The sequence below is a fragment of the Macrococcus epidermidis genome (assembly GCF_003259695.1).
Classification (GTDB): domain Bacteria; phylum Bacillota; class Bacilli; order Staphylococcales; family Staphylococcaceae; genus Macrococcoides; species Macrococcoides epidermidis.
On the sequence record NZ_PZJH01000006.1, the window covers coordinates 61,887 to 80,374 of the forward strand.

General features: G+C 34.5%; 15 protein-coding genes and 1 riboswitch. Of the genes, 1 reads left to right on the forward strand and 14 read right to left on the reverse strand.

Annotation, left to right across the window (positions count from 1 at the left end):
• Nucleotides 1-44: 44 nt before the first annotated feature.
• From BHU61_RS10975 to BHU61_RS11000, 6 genes are all read right to left on the reverse strand, one after another.
• Entirely contained in the window at nt 45-707 is a 663-nt protein-coding gene (locus BHU61_RS10975) for a methionine ABC transporter permease (protein ID WP_111716828.1), read from the reverse strand.
• Nucleotides 708-1,718 (reverse strand): methionine ABC transporter ATP-binding protein, encoded by a 1,011-nt coding sequence (locus BHU61_RS10980; RefSeq protein ID WP_239242038.1) that lies wholly within the window; start codon nt 1,716-1,718, stop codon nt 708-710.
• A gap of 71 nt (nt 1,719-1,789) precedes the next feature.
• Nucleotides 1,790-1,895, reverse strand: a riboswitch (SAM riboswitch).
• A 67-nt stretch (nt 1,896-1,962) separates the two neighbouring features.
• Nucleotides 1,963-5,142 carry an efflux RND transporter permease subunit gene (locus BHU61_RS10985; protein ID WP_111716830.1) on the reverse strand — a complete coding sequence of 1,060 codons (3,180 nt, stop codon included), beginning with the start codon at nt 5,140-5,142 and terminating at the stop codon, nt 1,963-1,965.
• A 123-nt stretch (nt 5,143-5,265) separates the two neighbouring features.
• Entirely contained in the window at nt 5,266-6,114 is an 849-nt protein-coding gene (locus tag BHU61_RS10990) for an NAD(P)-dependent oxidoreductase (protein WP_111716831.1), read from the reverse strand.
• Nucleotides 6,115-6,556: 442 nt separating this feature from the next.
• Nucleotides 6,557-7,342, reverse strand: a complete 786-nt coding sequence (gene proC, locus BHU61_RS10995) for a pyrroline-5-carboxylate reductase (RefSeq protein WP_111716833.1) — start codon at nt 7,340-7,342, stop codon at nt 6,557-6,559.
• Between the two features lie 30 nt (nt 7,343-7,372).
• Nucleotides 7,373-8,623, reverse strand: coding sequence for a lipid II:glycine glycyltransferase FemX (locus BHU61_RS11000; RefSeq protein WP_111716835.1), 1,251 nt, complete (start codon nt 8,621-8,623; stop codon nt 7,373-7,375).
• 118 nt (nt 8,624-8,741) lie between these two features.
• On the opposite strand from BHU61_RS11000, the gene BHU61_RS11005 reads away from it, so the two are divergent.
• A complete protein-coding gene (locus tag BHU61_RS11005) occupies nt 8,742-8,999 on the forward strand; it encodes a hypothetical protein (RefSeq protein WP_111716837.1) in 258 nt (85 codons plus the stop codon).
• Here BHU61_RS11005 and BHU61_RS11010 read toward each other — a convergent pair.
• The 8 genes from BHU61_RS11010 to BHU61_RS11045 all read right to left on the reverse strand — a co-directional run bounded on the left by BHU61_RS11010 (nt 8,992) and on the right by BHU61_RS11045 (nt 18,480).
• Nucleotides 8,992-9,756, reverse strand: a complete 765-nt coding sequence (locus BHU61_RS11010; protein ID WP_111716839.1) for a VOC family protein — start codon at nt 9,754-9,756, stop codon at nt 8,992-8,994. The two genes, BHU61_RS11005 and BHU61_RS11010, sit on opposite strands and share 8 nt — an antisense overlap.
• 3 nt (nt 9,757-9,759) lie before the next feature.
• Nucleotides 9,760-10,440, reverse strand: a complete 681-nt coding sequence (locus BHU61_RS11015) for a class I SAM-dependent methyltransferase (protein WP_111716841.1) — start codon at nt 10,438-10,440, stop codon at nt 9,760-9,762.
• A 117-nt stretch (nt 10,441-10,557) separates the two neighbouring features.
• Complete coding sequence (locus BHU61_RS11020) at nt 10,558-11,250, reverse strand: LutC/YkgG family protein (protein ID WP_199798228.1); 693 nt, start codon at nt 11,248-11,250, stop codon at nt 10,558-10,560.
• Complete coding sequence (locus tag BHU61_RS11025) at nt 11,250-12,683, reverse strand: LutB/LldF family L-lactate oxidation iron-sulfur protein (RefSeq protein WP_111716845.1); 1,434 nt, start codon at nt 12,681-12,683, stop codon at nt 11,250-11,252. Before BHU61_RS11025 ends, BHU61_RS11020 begins: the two co-directional genes overlap by 1 nt.
• Nucleotides 12,683-13,417, reverse strand: coding sequence for a (Fe-S)-binding protein (locus BHU61_RS11030; RefSeq protein WP_111716847.1), 735 nt, complete (start codon nt 13,415-13,417; stop codon nt 12,683-12,685). Before BHU61_RS11030 ends, BHU61_RS11025 begins: the two co-directional genes overlap by 1 nt.
• 129 nt (nt 13,418-13,546) lie before the next feature.
• Nucleotides 13,547-14,248, reverse strand: a complete 702-nt coding sequence (locus BHU61_RS11035; RefSeq protein WP_111716849.1) for a FadR/GntR family transcriptional regulator — start codon at nt 14,246-14,248, stop codon at nt 13,547-13,549.
• Between the two features lie 106 nt (nt 14,249-14,354).
• The gene (locus BHU61_RS11040; RefSeq protein ID WP_111716851.1) at nt 14,355-16,541 is read right to left on the reverse strand and encodes a thermonuclease family protein; all 2,187 of its coding nucleotides are present in this window, start codon (nt 16,539-16,541) and stop codon (nt 14,355-14,357) included.
• Nucleotides 16,542-16,809: 268 nt separating this feature from the next.
• Complete coding sequence (locus BHU61_RS11045; RefSeq protein WP_111716853.1) at nt 16,810-18,480, reverse strand: glycoside hydrolase family 13 protein; 1,671 nt, start codon at nt 18,478-18,480, stop codon at nt 16,810-16,812.
• Between the last annotated feature and the right edge of the window lie 8 nt (nt 18,481-18,488).

Consider the following 18,488-nt stretch of genomic DNA (forward strand, 5'->3'; position numbering starts at 1 on the left):
TATTTTCGTTTATATTTTTTATTTTAATCTTTCGTTTTTACTTATTATCTTTTATCTACACGTTTACTGATAAAGTCACCAGTTATTTGAATCAATTGTACAAGTATAATGAGTATAATGACTGTTACAATCATCGTAACGTTGTCATAACGATAGTATCCATATCGAATGGCAAGGTCACCAATACCTCCGCCACCGATAACACCAGCAGTTGCACTATAAGCTAGTATGCTAATAATCGCTAAAGTAATTGCCTGAAAAATCCCTGACATACTTTCTGGAATTAACACGTCCATAATAATTTGTTTAAGTGATGCACCAGTAGCTACACATGCTTCAATGACACCTTTATCGACTTCCTTTAAAGATGTTTCAATAAGTCTAGCAAATAAAGGTACAGCGGCAAGCGTTAAAGCGACACTTGCAACATAAGGACCATGGGACTGCCCAACAATCTTGGTAGCAAATGGCAGTATCGCTACCATCAAAATGATAAACGGAAACGAACGGATGATATTGACGATAAATCCTAATATCGAGTTAAGTGGTCCATTCGGTAAAAGCAATTGATTGCGTGTTAAATAAAGAAGGATACCAAGTGGCAATCCAATAAGAACAGAGAGTGTAATTGCAATACTAGACATTAAAATCGTTTCTAAAAATGCTTTATATAATTCTGGTAGAAGTGTTTGAAATTTATCGCTCATTTATGCCACCCTCTCGATTCCGTTCGATTTCTTTATGTATTCATTTATAGCAATTCTTTCTTGAATATCACCTGTAACTTCGAAAGTTAATATACCTATCGGTTGATTCTGTATGTATTCAATCCTACCTTGAATAATCGAGATATCGCAGTTAAATTTCTTATATAAATTATTGATAAAGGCACTTTCTGCACTATCTCCAATAAACTTAACCGTAATAATTTCTTTATGTTCATCATTTAATTTCGTATATTGATCTGGTAATTCCAGATGATAGATATCATTTACAAAGTGTCTTGTTAAATCACTTTGTGGATTAGAAAACACAGTAAATACATCTGCATGTTCCACGATTTCTCCATTATCCATTACGGCCACTTCATCACAAATTTCTTTTATGACATCCATCTCATGCGTAATTACAACGACAGTAATCCCTAATTTCTGATTAATATCGCGAATCAAGTTTAATATACTTTTTGTTGTCTCTGGATCTAGCGCACTCGTCGCTTCATCACACAACAATATTTCCGGATCATTGGCAAGCGCACGTGCAATTCCGACACGTTGCTTTTGTCCTCCAGACAACTCTCTTGGATAACTATCACGGCGATGGGTTAGTCCTACAAGATTAAGTAATTCAGTAATGCGAGCATCATACTGTTTCTTAGGGAAATGTGCTGCTTTTAAACTGAATGCGATGTTTTCCGCTACTGTCTTAGATTGGATTAAATTAAACTGCTGGAAAATCATCCCTATGTTTAATCGTTCTTTTTGTAGTTTCTGTTTGTTTAACGTAGTAATATCTACATCATTGACAAGCACTTGGCCACTCGTAGGTCTCTCGAGTAAATTTATTGTTCTGAGCAAAGTACTTTTTCCAGCACCACTATAACCAATAAGTCCAAATATCTTTCCGGTTGGAATCGTTAAATAAATATCTTTCAACGCTTGTGTCGTCTTACCGTTCCTTCTGTATGTCTTATTGACATCAATAAACTGTATCGCCAATCTATTCCCTCCACTTACTTATCCAAAGAAAAAAACGTCATTGCTTAATAGCAATGACGTAATATATGAGTCACTTATCTATCAAGCATAATAGCTTGTTGGATTTAGCACAGTACTCGTAAGAGCCCGCTGCTGAGACGTCATAGGGCCAATTCCCTCAGTCTCTCTGGATAAGATATTTAATTTTTAATATGGTATTTATATTAGTACTCAAATTTTCAATTGTCAATGAATTCTTTAGTTTTTATTTATTTACAACGGTTACGCGCTCTGTTGTTGTATTACTTTTCGTAAATTTATTACGCATTTTCATCAATAATTCATATACAATCGGAACTACAATTAATGTTAATAACGTGGATGATACTAAACCACCGATTACCGTTACAGCAAGCGCTTTAGAAATCAATACCGAACCATCTCCACCAAATAATAACGGCATTAATGCGCCAACTGTAGCAAGTGCTGTCATAAGTATTGGACGTACACGAGTCGTTGCAGCTTCTAAAATTGCTTCACGTGTCGGTAAACCTTCTGCTTCTTTGTTAATGACACGGTCAATTAATACGATAGCATTTGTTACAACGATACCTATTAACATTAACATACCAATCATAGATGGTACTGATAAAGTTTCTTTGAAAGCTAATAGTCCTAATATTACGCCGATAATTGTAAATGGTAATGAGAATAGGATTGCAAGTGGTGCAAGTCCACCTTTAAATGTTAATACTAAGATGAGATAAACAATACCTACTGCTGCAAGCATTGCAAGCCCGAGTTGAGAGAAACTTTCTCCAATATCTTCACTTGTTCCACCAACGTGAACATCAACATTATCAGGGTGTTTTAAAGTATTAACCTTTTCTGTTACATCTTGTGTTGCTTTACTTACATCTTTACCTTTGATTTTACCTTCAACGGATGCTGAAATATTACCATCTTCACGTTTAATCGTGTCAGAAGTTTTAGTTTCTTCAATCTTTACAACATCACTTAATTTCACTGATTTACCTAATGGTGATGTAAGTTTTGTATTTTCTAACTTTTCTTTCGTCCAGTTATCTTCTTTTTTCTTCGTTAAGATTACTTCCGTTGATTGTCCTTTTTCGCCAACTTTCGTTACAACTTTATCATCGCTACGTTGATTTAATGTCATTGCAACTTGTCCAGCTGTTAAACCTAACTCAGATAATTTATTATGATCTACTTTTAAAGTATACGCATCGTAACTATCTGAAAGTGACGTATTGACATTTGTTAATGATTTTACATCTTTTAATTCTTTTTCTAACTTTTCAACGACTGGTCGAATAGCTTCTGTCGATGGTCCATTTACGGTTACTGTAACCGCATTTGTTGCACCACCTGTTGCGAAGTCCTGGTTTTTCCAATCGCCCTCATGATTTAATTTAGCAATTTTCGCTAACACTTTATCCGCTTCATCTTCCCAGTTTGGTGTATCTTTCTTGTATTCAACCATCATTGCCATATCATTAGATGCGACAGGGTTGAATGGATTTTCTCCACCAACAGAAAACTGTGTATTCACAACGTTTTCATTTTTAGCTAATATTTTCTGAACTGCTTCACCTTTTTTCACAACGTCTTCTTCTTTTTCACCTGGTTTCGGTTTGTATGTTAATGTCAGTAACTTATCTTCACCTGTAGAAATAAATGACGTACCTAAATAAGGTGTTAAGAATAGACTACCCACAAGTAATAACACACTTAATGCAGATACAATCGCTTTATGTCTTAATGACCAGTCTAATATCTTGCGATAGAATCCAGCAATCTTTCCAACCTTCTCTTCATCGTCATGATGACCTTTAATACCGTTCTTAAAGAATGTATGTGCAAGCATCGGCACGATAGTAATCGCAATTAAAAGTGAGGCAAGTAATGCAAATACAACGGTCCATGCAAATGGTCTGAAGATTTCACCAATAGACCCAGATACTAAAGCTAATGGTAAGAATACAGCGATTGTAACCATCGTTGAACTCATGATTGGAATGAACATTTCTTTCGTTGCACTGCTGATTAATGCAAATCCTGTTAACTTCTCACCTTTAAGCGACATACGACGGAATATATTCTCAATAACGACAATCGAGTCATCAATAACACGTCCAATTGCAACGGTCATCGCCCCTAACGTCATAATGTTAAGTGAAATGTCCATCTGTTTTAAAATAAGCATCGCCATTAAAATAGACATCGGAATAGAAACAACCGCAATTAAAGTTGAACGAATATTTCTTAGGAAGATCAAAATCATAATAACCGCAAATATCGCACCGATAATCGCTTTTTCCGCCATCGTCTTAACTGAATCTTCAATCGGTTTTGCCTGATCCATCATAAGTACGGCACTCATATCAGGATTGTCTTTTTTAAATTGTTTAACTTTTTCTTTTACTTCATTAGCCAAAGTTACAGTGTTCGCATCGTCTGATTTGATAACCTGCACGCTTAATGAGTCTTTACCATTTGTTTTAGAAATTGATTCACGGCTTTGCACTGTTTTTATATCTGCTACTTCTGATAACTTCACAGTTGGCACTTTGGCATTTTTCATCGCTTCCATCATAGCCTTCTGTGCTGCCGGATCCGGATCTTGTGGCATTTGTGCCGACTGACTTGGGGCTGTTTGGCTTTGAGTAGCACTACTATCTGTCACCGGAATTTTAAGCGATTTTAATGTTTCTACATTTGTAAACTGACCATTTACAATAATGCTCTTTAAATCATTACCGAAAGTATATAATCCAAGTGGCGCATCCATTGTAGCACCTTTAATAAACTGTAATACGCTATCTTCAGTTAACTTTTTCGCTTTTAACTTTTTGTCGTCAAACTGAAGTTCAACCTGTTCAACTTCCTGTCCTGAAAATGTAACGTTTGTTACACCTTCAATACCTTCAATTTCAGGTACTAAATCTTTCTTTATCTTTTCTGTTAAAGTCTTGATATCTGATTTATCACTAGAAATTGAATAGCTGATAATCGGGAAAGTGTACATCGACATTTGAGATACTTGTTTATCCATAGCACCTTCAGGCATCTCAACTTTATCAATCTGCTTTTCCAGTTCATTTTGTGCTTCATCCATATCTGTACCAAATTTATATTGCACCGTTACAGCAGAAGCGTTTTCAAGAGACTGACTTGTTACTTTTTCTACACCTGATAAATTCTTAACTTTTTTTTCAATCGGATCGGTTATACCTTCTAAAACATCCTCAGGTGTAGCACCTGGATAAGGTGTTGTAATCGATATTACCGGTGTTGACATACTTGGTAACATTTCCATCTTCATCTTCGTTGCACTATAAACCCCAGCTGCTAAAATAATTAATGTCATCAACCAGATAGCCAGTTTATTATGCAAAGAAAAATCAATTATTTTCTTAATCAAGACTTTTCCTCCATTCATATATAACTTCTTAACAATAGGCAATTTTACATGATTTATCCAAATAAAGCACCTAATATCACACAACTTCATTAAATATTAATATTTTCTTTTCTTTTATATCTTTTACTGATATTTTTTATAGATAATTTGTGTGCCTGTCGTCTGCTTCAACGCATCAGACAGTGTATCGTATAATTCATATGCAAGAGATAAACCTGGTAATTGAATATTCATTTTCTCTGCTTCTTCTAAAGCAATCTTCATATCTTTTAAAAAGTGATGTGTATAAAAACCCGGTGCGAAGTCATCAACTAACATACGTGGTGCAAGGTTAGATAATGACCAGCTTCCAGCAGCACCTTTCGAAATTGTTTCAAGTACACGCTCAACATCTAATCCGGTTGACTTTGCATAATAAAGACTTTCTGCAACACCTAGCATATTAGAAGCGATTGCTATTTGATTCGCCATCTTCGTATGCTGTCCACTTCCTGCAGCGCCAAAATAAGCAATAGACTTACCGATGCGTTCTAATAGCGGATAAACTTGATCAAACGTTGTTTCATTACCACCTACCATAATAGAAAGCGTGGCATTTTTGGCACCAATATCGCCTCCACTAACCGGTGCATCGAGCACTTCAATTCCTTTTGTTTGTCCTGCATTAAACAATTTCTTAGCAAGTTCAGGACTGCTCGTAGTACAGTCAATAAATATTTGATGCTCTCTACCGTTTGTAATTAATCCATTCTCACCAAGATAAGTTTCTTCAACATCTACAGGATAACCAAGTATCGTGAATACGATGTCAGCATGTTCAGCTACTGCTTTTGGTGATTCACACCACACAGCGCCAGCTTCTATTAAAGACGCAGCCTTCTCTTTCGTTCTGTTATGCACGAATAATGTTTCACCCAAATGACTTGCCATGCTACGTCCCATAACACCTGTTCCGATAAATCCTATTTTCATCATAACAACTCCTTAATATTTATATTATTTTATATTTTTATTATTTTATATTTTTATCAATCAATATATATTACAATATAAGTGATTGGAGGTTAAACCATGCAAAGAGTAATGATGACGATGCTAATTGTCATGCATATTGTATTTTTTTTGAGTTACTTTATTCATAGTGGCATTATTTTTCTAACCATATATTTTTGGTTAATATTTTGTATCGTTACTTTTCTGATAGGCATACATTATCATTTTTCTAATGATCTGAGCCTCTCTAAAAATATTACCTACAGATTACTTGCGATATTTTTAACTTCATTTAGCGTCTTTAACTGCCTATTTATATTATACGTTACATTTGTAAATCCGTTTCTATATATGAATACAAAACAATCAATTTTTAGCATCTTTAACTAAAAAAGAGACTGTACACTTTCGTGTCAGCCTCTTAACCTTTATTAAAAGCGTTAATCGCATCCATCGCTTTTGAGATAGCATCTCTAAAACCTTTTTCTTCTAACATTTTTACACCTTGAATTGTAGAACCACCTGGTGTTGTTACCTGATCTTTTAATACACCGGGATGCGCTTTCGTTTGACGTACCATCGTTCCTGCACCAATAATCATCTCACTAACCATTTGATATGCAAGCTCACGATTTAATCCTTCACTCACAGCATTGTCTGCCATCGCTTCAATGAGAAGATATATAAACGTCGGGCTGGATCCAGTCACAGCAGGCATTAAGTGCATTAAAGATTCATCAATCCAATGTGTATAGCCTAAACGTTTCATTATTTCTTCCACTTGCTTTGCTTCTTTTTTCTCGACAAATTCATTTTTACTCATCGCTAGCACACCAGCATTAACCCCCACCGGTGTATTAGGCATAAGTCGAATAATTTTTGGGTGCTCATCAAATTCATCATCAATCTCCTGAATAGATAATCCACCGACGATAGAAATAAGAATATGATGTTCGCGTATTTGTTTTGCCATTTTTGAAGTAACTTCACGGTAATTGTTAGGTGTCACACCAAGAATAATTGCATCGTACTGTGTAATATCACTCATCTTTGTAAGTGGTGTAATATTATGTTTTGCATTAAAGCTTTGAAGTTTATCTTTATTTCTCATCCAAATACCTAAATCCGTTCTAGTAAGTCCACTTCTGTTTAACCCTTTAACCATCTCTGTAACCATTTTACCGCCACCGATAAATGCTATTCTCAAAAGCTGTCACCTCAATTATTATATTAACTTTTACTTAGTTCTTATTTTAATCTTCTTCTTAAGATCTGTCATTTTTGGTTTAACAACTTCTATTAAATGATAAATCGGTTGATTTAATACATAATCAAATTCTCCAACTTTTTCACTTAATCTAGTACCCCAGACTTTCTTAAATTGCCATAATCCAAAATACTCTGAGTCTTTATCTGGCTCTTTACTCGTTCCACCGAAATCGTAACTTGTAGCGCCAACTGAACGTGCATATTGCATCATACTAAATTGCATATTATGGTTAGGTAAGTAATCTCTGAATTCATTGCTCGAAGCGCCATATAAGTAGTATGACTTTTTACCAGCAAACGTTAGTAATGCAGCTGATAATACTTTGCCTTCAGGGTGCGTTTGTTTTAAAGTTTCTAACGCTGCAATTTGTTTTTGAATTTTCTCTTGTTTAATATTTAAATCATTTAGCTGATTCTGTGCTTTCTTCTGATCTTTCTTTTGCGTGAGTTTTTCTTTCTGTACTTCAATATCGATAAGTTCCTGGTTTAAATTTCGAAGGACTTTGTCTGGTACTAATTTCACTAAAAATAATTCGGCATCGCCATTTGGATTCAATGCATCATAAATGTTTTCAAAGTAGGAAACATCTCGCGTTAAAAAGCCATCACGCGCTCCTGTTTCTTTCATCAATTCAGCAAATGTACCTAAATCCGTTCTATCACCTTTAATACAATCTGTTCCCATCTTCAAACTACGTTTCACTTTTGAACGATTGTTTCTTTCAAATGATTTAAGCAAAGTTTCATCGTCAACACTAATATCTGTCACCATCGTCATTCGAGGCTGAATGTAATCTGAACTTAAGCCATCACCAAATCCTCGGTGTATAAAGCCTAATGCTTCTAATTGTTGTACCATATTACCCATTGATTTTACTTCAACATCAGGATCGATTTTTATCACATATGCTTTTTCTGATTTTGCAACTTTGATTGCATCCTTTACTAATGCTTCTACCGCTTCTTTATCTTTGTAATCAACAATAAATCCTCTAGAAATATAGCAAAGTTTGTATGGTAATTTAGGTACTTTCTTGAACAGTAATTGTCCTACCCCGACAATCTCACCATCTCGACCAACAGCAATACGTCGTGCATACCAACCTGAACGAGATTTTGAAGCTGCCCAATCCGTTAGTTGTAATAAATCTCCGTTATCATGTGTTTTTACGAAATGATCATGTACTTCATTACTTATATTCATTCTTGAAACTGTCATAATAAGAATCCTTTCATACGTTACGCAACAATTTTTATTATTTTATTGTTATAATTGAACTAATGTTAATGTTACTTTATTATTTTAACATTATTCTATAAAAAATGAGGTTTTTTATATGTTGAAAAATTTATTATTAGTGTTACTTGCGGTTATCAACGCATATTTTATATATACTATATCAACCGATGCTTCTATTAATTTATTGAGTGTCCATATCATTTCTGCTGGTTTTGCAGTTATTTTGTCTATATTATTTTTAATTACACGCGTTACATCATTTACAAAAATACTTGCAGCTTTAACAATTATTATTACTTCTTATCATATCTATTTAATCGTTATGGTCATCTACAATTATGTTTACGTTAAATAAATGCATATACTGCATCATGCACAAGATGTTCGCCTTTAAGACTGTCATCTTGTGTTTTTATTTCTAATCTTCTGATTTTGTTTTCATTTCCAGGGACTAACTTAATATGAGGTAATCCTTCTTTTTTTAATAGAAAATATGTATTGATAACCCCACCTATTACTTCATAATCAAGCCACGATACAAATATTTCTGCAATGCTATCAAAGTCATGCGTTTCGATAACAATCGTGTCGATATGAAGGTGCAATTGCATCTCACTTTCTAATACTTTCTGTCTTTCTTTATCCGACTCTCCCCATTGTATAAAGAAAGGTAACTCAAAATTACGTTCGTCATCTATATATAAAAGTTCCCATTGTATCAGTTTACCTTGAGGTGTGACTCTTTCCATCTTTAATGGTCCTAATGTCTTTAAACCTAACGATTTAAAGTGATGATTTAGGGCATAAATGTCATGCGTTCTAAAACATAATCGTTTAAATCCTTCAGTATAATTAGTTCTTCCTAATGTACTCGCGAAACTCAAATATTCTTTATCATCTTTCATCGCAGCTTCTATTAATTGTTTATCAAATACGTCGATAAATTCGATATAAGATAAATCTATTCTACTTAAACTATTTTTAGTGCCTAACGACAAATGTTTTCCTCCTGGGATAATATTTAATTTATTACCCGGAAAACGAAAGTCTTCAATGCCATTTATATAATGTATAATATGATCGAATTGAATATCGATATTTTTTTCTTTCATTAATTATCCTTCTTTCTTCTGCCAGACGACATTAATCCATCCACCTGCATTGTCACTCATCAATCTTTCATTCTCTAAAGTAAATTCACTTTCCTCCGCATCGGGCGGAACGAATAAACACTCTCCTGAGCCTATTATTTCTTCCGGATGAATACGCATCAGCTCATTTAAATTTTTAAAATGGGCATGTGCATACACTTTTCCTTTATTATATTGCGGGTCCATATAACGTTTCCCCCAAGCACTATCTCGATTAACAACAGCAATGGAGATTTTACCACCAGGCTTTAGCACACGATAGGCTTGCTCAAAAGCATGTTCTAAATCATCTACAAAATCTAATACACCCATCGAATAAATACGATCAAAAGTATTCTCAGAAAAATGAAGCGCATTAGCATCCATATGTATAAAATCTAAATTTAATTGCTGTTCAATTACTTTCTGACGTGCAATTGCTAACATTTCACCTGAAATATCAATACCTGTTACATTACACCCTTGTTGTGCAAATGGAATACTATATATACCTGTACCACTACCAATTTCAAGCACACGCATACCACTTTCAATATCAATCAATTGATTCATTAAATCTGTTTCAACTTGCCAAACATATCGTCCTTTTTTCGTTTCAAAATATGCATCATACTTATTGGCAACTTTATTATTAAATATCGTCATTTCATGCCTCCATAAAAATTTATTTTATGAACGTTAACACTATTCTATACAAAACATAATATTTATTAAAGCAATAGCAAAATAAACAACCTGGAGCTTTTGCTCCAGGCTGGAATATTATTTATCATCTAAAACAATATATGTTGCTTTAATTGGACCATGAACACCTACTACAAGTTTCATCTCTATATCCGCTGAGTTAGATGGTCCAGTAATTAAGTTAATGCAAGTTGGAAAGTTAGCTGCGTCTTTCATCATTTCATTCATTTCTTGAGCAGCTTGTGTAAATCTTGGCACAATAGTAGATTTAGGTACAATCGCAATATAAGTTGCTGGTAAAAGACTCACACTTCTACCAATCCCTTTATCTGCATATAATACAACTGTCCCACTTTCAGCTAATGTTGATTCACTAATTGTAATGCCGACATTCGCACGTTCAGCTACATGTAAATTTTCAGCACCTTTAGCTTCATCCCAGATAAAGGCATCTTGAGCAGCTAAATCAATACCATATTCTGCGTAGCGTTTATCATTTGTAGCAATTACTTCACCATTCCCATATTTCGCAATAACATCTGATAAAGTTTTATTTACTTCATTTGAATTAGTCACAACTAAATCAGTATGGATAAATTCACATTGCTGCTTTAAAACATCCAACAACTCATCTTGAGAAAGTCCTGTTAATGTTTTATCTTGTGGTCTAAATTTCCACTCAGGGATTTCTACCTTTTCAGGCATTGCACGATTAAGATTTTTTGAGATGTTACTCATAAACGAATCTTTATTTTGAATTGTTCCTTTCATTATTTCGCACCTCTTTTCAATCTGTTTTGCATCCAGTCACGGAAATTCTCTTCATCCGGCATTGGGAAATCGCGTGTATCAGTCCAGGCATGTAATGGTTTCGGTCCTTTTGTTATCATATGTTCTTGTTTATTTTCAAATGGTGCCATCATTGAAGGGGCCATCTTAGTGCCATATTTAAATAAAGTTGCATGAGATGCTCCCATACTAAATCCTTTCATGACTAATCGTTCTGCTACAGGAGACATGTGTTCTTCTTCCACAATGACACGTCTATGTTCTAACAATAAGTCATGTAACGGGATTTTAACAGGACATGCTTCCGTACACGCACCGCATAGTGTTGATGCATATGGTAGTTCTTTATAATCTTTATAACCACCCAATAAAGGTGTCAATACAGCACCGACTGGTCCTGGATAGATAGAACCGTAAGAGTGTCCTCCAACCTGGCGGTATACAGGACACACGTTAACACAAGCTGCACAACGGATACATTGTAAAATAGATTGGAATTGTGTACCTAATATTTTAGAACGTCCATTATCAACGATAACTAAATGAAATTCTTCTGGTCCATCGATTTCATCATCTGCACGAGGGCCTGTTAAAGTTGTCACATAACTTGTTAAATTTTGTCCAACAGCTGCACGCGTTAACATAGAAACTAATACTTCTAATTCTTCGTGTGTTGGTACAATACGTTCCATACCCATCACAGTAATCTGTGTTTTTGGTAATGTTGTTACCATACGTGCATTACCTTCGTTCGTTACTAATGTGAAAGATCCACTTTCAGCAACACCGAAATTACAACCTGTAATACCAACATCTGCTGACAAGAATTCTTCTCGAAGCTTTTTACGTGCAAATAAAGCTAAATCTTCAGGACTATTTGATTTAGTGTAACCTAGTTTTTCAGTAAAAACTTTTTGAATCTGATCTTTATTCATGTGTAAAGCTGGTGTAACGATATGTGATGGTGGATTGTGATCATCAACTTGTAAAATATATTCACCTAAGTCTGTTTCGATGACTTCACAACCAACAGCTTCCATCGCCTTATTCAAATCAATCTCTTCTGTAACCATTGATTTTGACTTTGCTACTTTTTTCGCCTTTTTTTCTACTAATACTTTTTGAACATACTCATTTGCTTCTTCTGCAGTTTCAGCAAAAAATACATGTCCGCCTTTTGCTGCGACATTTTCTGCGAGCATATTTAAATAATAGTCTAAATTCGCTAATGTATGCTGACGGATCTCTTCAGAGTGACTTCTCCACTCCTCCCAGTTACCTAGTGATTCCTGAGACTTTATTTTTCGTTCACGCAATCTATCTTGGGCACTAGAGACCGCACCACGCATAAAATCATCTTTAAGTTCTGTTTTTACAGCTTTCTTAAATGTTTCATTACCAATTTTCATACTCATTATACAGTCACCGCCTCTGTATTATTATTCAGGATTTCTACGATGTGATAAACCTTAACTTTTTCACCTCGACGTTTTAAACGTCCTTCAATATTCATTAAGCAACTTGCATCTGCGCCAACTAAATAATCGGCACCACTTTTTACGATACAATCTACTTTTTCATCGACCATTTCACCTGAAACATCATTCATCTTAACAGCAAATGTTCCACCGAATCCACAACAATTGTAATATTCAGGTAGCTCTACAATCTCTAATCCTTCTACTGCTGATAATAACTTCTTCGGTGGCTCTGAATTATGTAATAAACGTGTATTATGGCATGATGGATGCATTGTTGCTTTACCTTCTAACTTGGCACCTACATCCGTAACACCAAGAACATTAACGATAAATTGTGTTACTTCATAAGATTTATCCGCCAAACGTTTTGCGCGATCACGCCACACCATATCATCTTTAAATAAATCTGGATAATGTTTAAACATTGTAATACATGAACCAGACGGTGCTACAACATACTCTGAATTTTCAAAAGCTTTGATCATGTTTTGTGCGGCTTTTTTCGTTTCTTCATGATATCCAGAATTATATGCCGGTTGCCCACAACATACTTGTGCCGCAGGAAAGTCCACTTCACAACCTAATTTTTCAAGTAATTCTACAGTTGCAATACCCACTCTTTTTTCAAAAACGTCTACTAAACATGTACTAAATAAACTTACTTTCATAATGAAACACCCCTCTAGTTATCAATATCGCCCAATATTGATAAAATTTTCAGTCATCGGATGACTGTATCTCTAACAGTACTATTTTATTGGAATGATAATCTAAATGCAAGTGACAAAATTCCATTCTTACTTTGTTTCTAAATGTTCTAATAGTACATATTCCACTTCTTCTAAATGTTTAAGCATCTTTTCTTCAGAAAGTTTTATATCTTTTTGTTTGATTGCTTCATAAATCTCAAGATGTTCTTTATATAACTTCTCGATAGATTTCGTTTCTGTATAAATCCAGATTTTACGCGTCTCTTTCATTGTTGTCTTCACTTTATCTGATACTTCTACTAATAGTTGAGCTAACAACTCATTCTTAGTAGCTTTAGCAATCGCTAAATGGAAAGCAAAGTCACTTTGTTCACCAATTGCTTTATTATGTACTGCTAGTTTCATCTGCTCGAGTGCATCTTTAATATTCTGTAAATCCTTTTCTGAATGCTTCACAGCAGCACGACCTGCAGCGCCAACTTCTATAATTTTACGTACTTCTAATAAATCAATAATATCTTTTTTAGTATATACTGACATCTCTTTAGAAAAGACTTTAGGTTTAATATGCTTTACAAACGTTCCTTCACCATGACGGATTTCAACGAGTTCCATTACACGCAAAGCATTTAAAGCTTCTCTAATAGATGCTTGTCCTACGCCATAATCTTGAGCGAGTTTTTGAATCGATGGCAGTTTTTCATCGATCTCAAATTCACCTTCTTTGATTTGCATAATAATGCGATCTGCAATCTCTTCATATAATTTCTTCTTTTCAATTCTTACCACATTCATTCCTCCGATATGCCCTATTGGTGCTATTATATCAAAGGATAAGTTAAGTGTGAGGTTTTAAAAATAAAAAAGACAGGTAATTACCCTGTCTTTAGCAATATTATTTATGCTTCATTTTGCCAACCGGTTTTGTGTATCCAGCTGAAATATTTTGTTTATCAAGTTCATTAATCTCTAATTTGACTTCCCCATTGATAATATCTGAATCTACTTCGTCATCACCTTTATCATTAAACGTTTCAATAAGTCCATTTGGTTGTTCGAAACGTAATGTATAGTGACCGTTTAATAATAATGCTTTATATTCACCATTGTTGTCAGTAACCACTTCTTCAACAAGTTCATTTTCTTTGTAGATTGACACTTTTATATTTTTTAATAATTTATCTGGACGGTCAAATTTACCATTGTGGTTTTGATCTAAGAAAGCTATTCCAGATAAAGTCTTTGGTACTTCTTTAACGATTTCTTTTTCTACAATATCTACTGGAAGTAATTTATAGTTATCATAACTGTATGTTACTACACCTGTAATAGCATGATATGTTTTACCTACTTCTAATCCTGATTTTACTTTAATCATAAACGTTTTGCCGTTTTCATCTTCTACTGTATATTCCTGATGCTCATTAACTGATTTTACTGTAACATCGTTAATTGTAATTAATTCTGCTTCTTCTGTTTCACCGATAGCAGATAAGTCTTTAATTTCAGGTGTCACTTTTGAAGTGCCTGTTACTTTAATATTTTCAGATTCGATTTGATATAATCCGAAATATTCACTTGTTTCTCCAGTAGCTTCAATGACATCACCAATATTAGGTTTTACTGTTTTACTGCGGACAACAATGCCACCAGTATTGTCCTGAATATAAATGTTATAACCGTCAATATGTGTCACTGTCCCAGTTACAATTGCATTAGTACCTTTACCTGATTCACGAGCTGTCTGAATATCCATCACTTTTGCTGGCTCAGTCACGACTTCTCCTTCACCATTTCCTGAAGCTGGTGTATAACCTTGTGCAATTGCTTCTTCTTTAGTAAAAAAGATACGTTTATCTACTGGTACCTGATCGTAGTTTTGCGGATCATAAAATACTTTCGTATCAGAATTACCAACATATCTTAAGAAACCTTTGCCATCATATCGTGCACGGAATGCAAAAGGCAATTCCATTTGAGGATTTTCTCTATTCCACATACCAATTCCAGTATCTTGCGCTGCTTTTACTGCTGATTGAAACATGTTATAGTCATCCATACTTAATACTGGCCAGATAAAGTAAGTTGCAGCAAAACCTTCTCTTACCATCTCTAAATTAATGTTCACATTGTCACTCGTGCGGATAACTTGTCCTAATACACGTCCGTAGTCATCCGTAATGTGATCTTTGTTCACCTTCACTGTAATATCCATACCCGCAGTTAATTTTTCATTCAATGCTTTTTTCGCTAATTCTCCATAATATTTTTGATTATGGTTTAAGTCTGTTGTAATTAAACTTTCGTCATACGCATCTAAATGATATGTTTCAGCTGTATCCATATTCACGAAACGAATAGTATCAGCGCCCATAATAGCAGGTGAAATTTTAATCGTATCTCCATCTACTACTCGTAAAACTTTCACTTGATACTCATCTTTAGCAACTTCTGCTGGCGGTGCTATAACTGTACCATCGAACTGACCTAGTTGATCAAATGTATCTTTCGGTAATGCAATAAATTGTTGATTTGGATTGTATGCATCTTCAATATTTGTATCAGCTGTCATTAATTCGTTTGTTCGTACTAACGTCATATCTAATGTTGAAACGTCTGTTCCGAAATCCGTTCCTGGATCTACTCCAATTTGTCCGATAGAATCCTGAATAACGCCATCTTTAGTTACTGCATCATAATTTTGGAATAAAACGATTGTGTCATCACCATTGAAATTCATTACAGCGCTACCTGTTGTAAGTTGCGCCTTTGATAACACCGCTTCACCAGCATTTTGATTTGCAACAACATATGTTGATTTTGCATTGATCGTACCTGATAACTTTAAAGCTGTAACCGTTCCAGTTGTTCTGTTTGCACCATTCGTAAAAGTAACAAGACTATAATTTGATAAATCGACTGGTGTATCGCCTGGGTTATAAATTTCAAGTGCTTTGTTATAGCTAGAACCTTCTACATACTCAGAAATTAATAAATTAGATGCCGCATGCGCTTCTTTTGAATAAGGCATCATTGAAATCATTAATGCAACTACTAATACGAGTCTTAAGATTTGTTTCATGTCCTTTACTCCTCAAATGTGAATTAATATTACTTATTCACTGTATCAGTTGTATGTGTATTTCATATTTATTTTTTGTAAATTTATTGTTAAATAAATAAGGGTGAAACATAGGTCTTAGCTCTCTTCTGTTTAACATCTTAAACGGCGGAACAGAAGTTGCCCCTACGACAAAAACCGAACAAAAACTATAAATCAAAGCGCGATTTATTAGTTTTGTCCGGTTTTTGCTTGCGGCAGAACACTTCTGTCCTAGCCTCTCCTATCATTAATGCACTTTATAAACTCTTGCCTCAAAAGGCATCAGTGTAAATACATCAGCTGATTGTTTATCAATTGGATAGTTGTTCAATACTTGTTTTTCTTTAGCTAAATCGAGCTTTTCATCTGTCTTTAAAGTGACTTTGTCGTGACTTAAATTTCCTAAAATAATATATTGTTCATCATCTAATGTACGCGTATATGCAAAAACATTTTTGTCTTCCGGATAGATTAAATCAAATGTTCCATATGTTAATGTTAAGTTTTCCTTCTTTAATTGAATCATTTTTTTATAGAAATTTAATAGTGAATCTTCTTTTCTTTCCTGTACGAAAACATTAATCTCTTCATAATTTGGATTCACTTTTAACCAAGGTGTACCCGTTGTGAAACCTGCATTTTTTGTATCATCCCATTGCATCGGTGTACGCGTATTATCTCTTGAGATACGCCCTAACATTTCTAACACCGCTTCTTTTGTCATTCCTTTTTTAAGTTCCTGATTATAAATATTTTTAGCATGCACATCATCGAAATCATCTATTGTTTCAAAAGGATAATTGGTCATCCCAATTTCCTGACCTTGATATATAAACGGCGTACCTTGCAACAAGAAATATACAATAGCATGACTTGTGGAGCTTTCAAACCAATAATTTACATCGTCACCCCATGTAGATGAAACACGCTGACGGTCATGATTCTCAATGAACAATGCATTCCATCCTGTTGCTTCTAATCCTTTCTGCCATTCACTTAATACTTTTTTGTAACCTAATATATCAAAACTTTTACCTACATTGTGATCCCATAGATTTAAATGTTCAAATTGAAAGACCATGTTAAACTTACCGTTATCTTTGCCAACCCACTCATCAGCATCTTTGGTTGTGACACCGTTTGCCTCACCAACCGTCATTATGTCATACTTATCAAAAGTGTTTTCTTTTAATTCCTGTAAATAGTTTTGAATCCCAGGCTGATTCATATGGCCATCAAAAGATTCAGCGTAGCCTAACTTATCAACATTGGGTAAGTCACCTTTTTCGAAACTTTTTTTGATGTGACTGATAGCATCTACTCTAAAACCATCGATTCCCTTATCAAGCCACCAGTTCACCATATTATAGATTGCTTGACGCATATCTTTATTTTCCCAGTTTAAATCGGGTTGTTTTCTGCTAAATACATGCATGTAATATTGATCAGTTGTCACATCATATTCCCATGCCGAGCCTTCAAATATACTTGCCCAGTTATTCGGTTCTTTATCTGCTTTACCATCTTTCCATATATACCAGTCACGAAATGTATTATCTTTACTCTTTCGAGCTTCAACAAACCATTGATGTTCATCACTTGTATGGTTGATTACAAGATCTAAGATAAGTTTCATACCTCGCTCATGCACTTCATGTAATAATCGATCAAAGTCTTCCATCGTTCCAAAATCTCTCATGATTGCTTGATAATCGCTAATATCATAGCCATTATCATCGTTAGGCGATTCAAATATCGGACTCACCCATATTACATCTATTCCCAATGCTTTCAAATAATCAAGCTTTTCAGTAATTCCATTAATATCACCGATTCCATCGCCATTTGAATCTTTAAAACTTCTTGGATAAACTTGATAGCATACCGCTTCTTTCCACCATTTTCTTTCTACCGCCATAGCGACCT

Excerpts from the sequence above, each read along its gene's own strand:
- BHU61_RS10975 (WP_111716828.1), bottom strand. The coding sequence starts at position 707 with ATGAGCGATAAATTTCAAACACTTCTACCAGAATTATATAAAGCATTT.
- BHU61_RS10990 (WP_111716831.1), bottom strand. The coding sequence starts at position 6,114 with ATGAAAATAGGATTTATCGGAACAGGTGTTATGGGACGTAGCATGGCA.
- BHU61_RS11000 (WP_111716835.1), bottom strand. The coding sequence starts at position 8,623 with ATGACAGTTTCAAGAATGAATATAAGTAATGAAGTACATGATCATTTC.
- BHU61_RS11005 (WP_111716837.1), top strand. The coding sequence starts at position 8,742 with ATGTTGAAAAATTTATTATTAGTGTTACTTGCGGTTATCAACGCATAT.
- BHU61_RS11010 (WP_111716839.1), bottom strand. The coding sequence starts at position 9,756 with ATGAAAGAAAAAAATATCGATATTCAATTCGATCATATTATACATTAT.
- BHU61_RS11015 (WP_111716841.1), bottom strand. The coding sequence starts at position 10,440 with ATGACGATATTTAATAATAAAGTTGCCAATAAGTATGATGCATATTTT.
- BHU61_RS11020 (WP_199798228.1), bottom strand. The coding sequence starts at position 11,250 with ATGAAAGGAACAATTCAAAATAAAGATTCGTTTATGAGTAACATCTCA.
- BHU61_RS11025 (WP_111716845.1), bottom strand. The coding sequence starts at position 12,683 with ATGAGTATGAAAATTGGTAATGAAACATTTAAGAAAGCTGTAAAAACA.
- BHU61_RS11030 (WP_111716847.1), bottom strand. The coding sequence starts at position 13,417 with ATGAAAGTAAGTTTATTTAGTACATGTTTAGTAGACGTTTTTGAAAAA.
- BHU61_RS11040 (WP_111716851.1), bottom strand. The coding sequence starts at position 16,541 with ATGAAACAAATCTTAAGACTCGTATTAGTAGTTGCATTAATGATTTCA.
- BHU61_RS11045 (WP_111716853.1), bottom strand. The coding sequence starts at position 18,480 with ATGGCGGTAGAAAGAAAATGGTGGAAAGAAGCGGTATGCTATCAAGTT.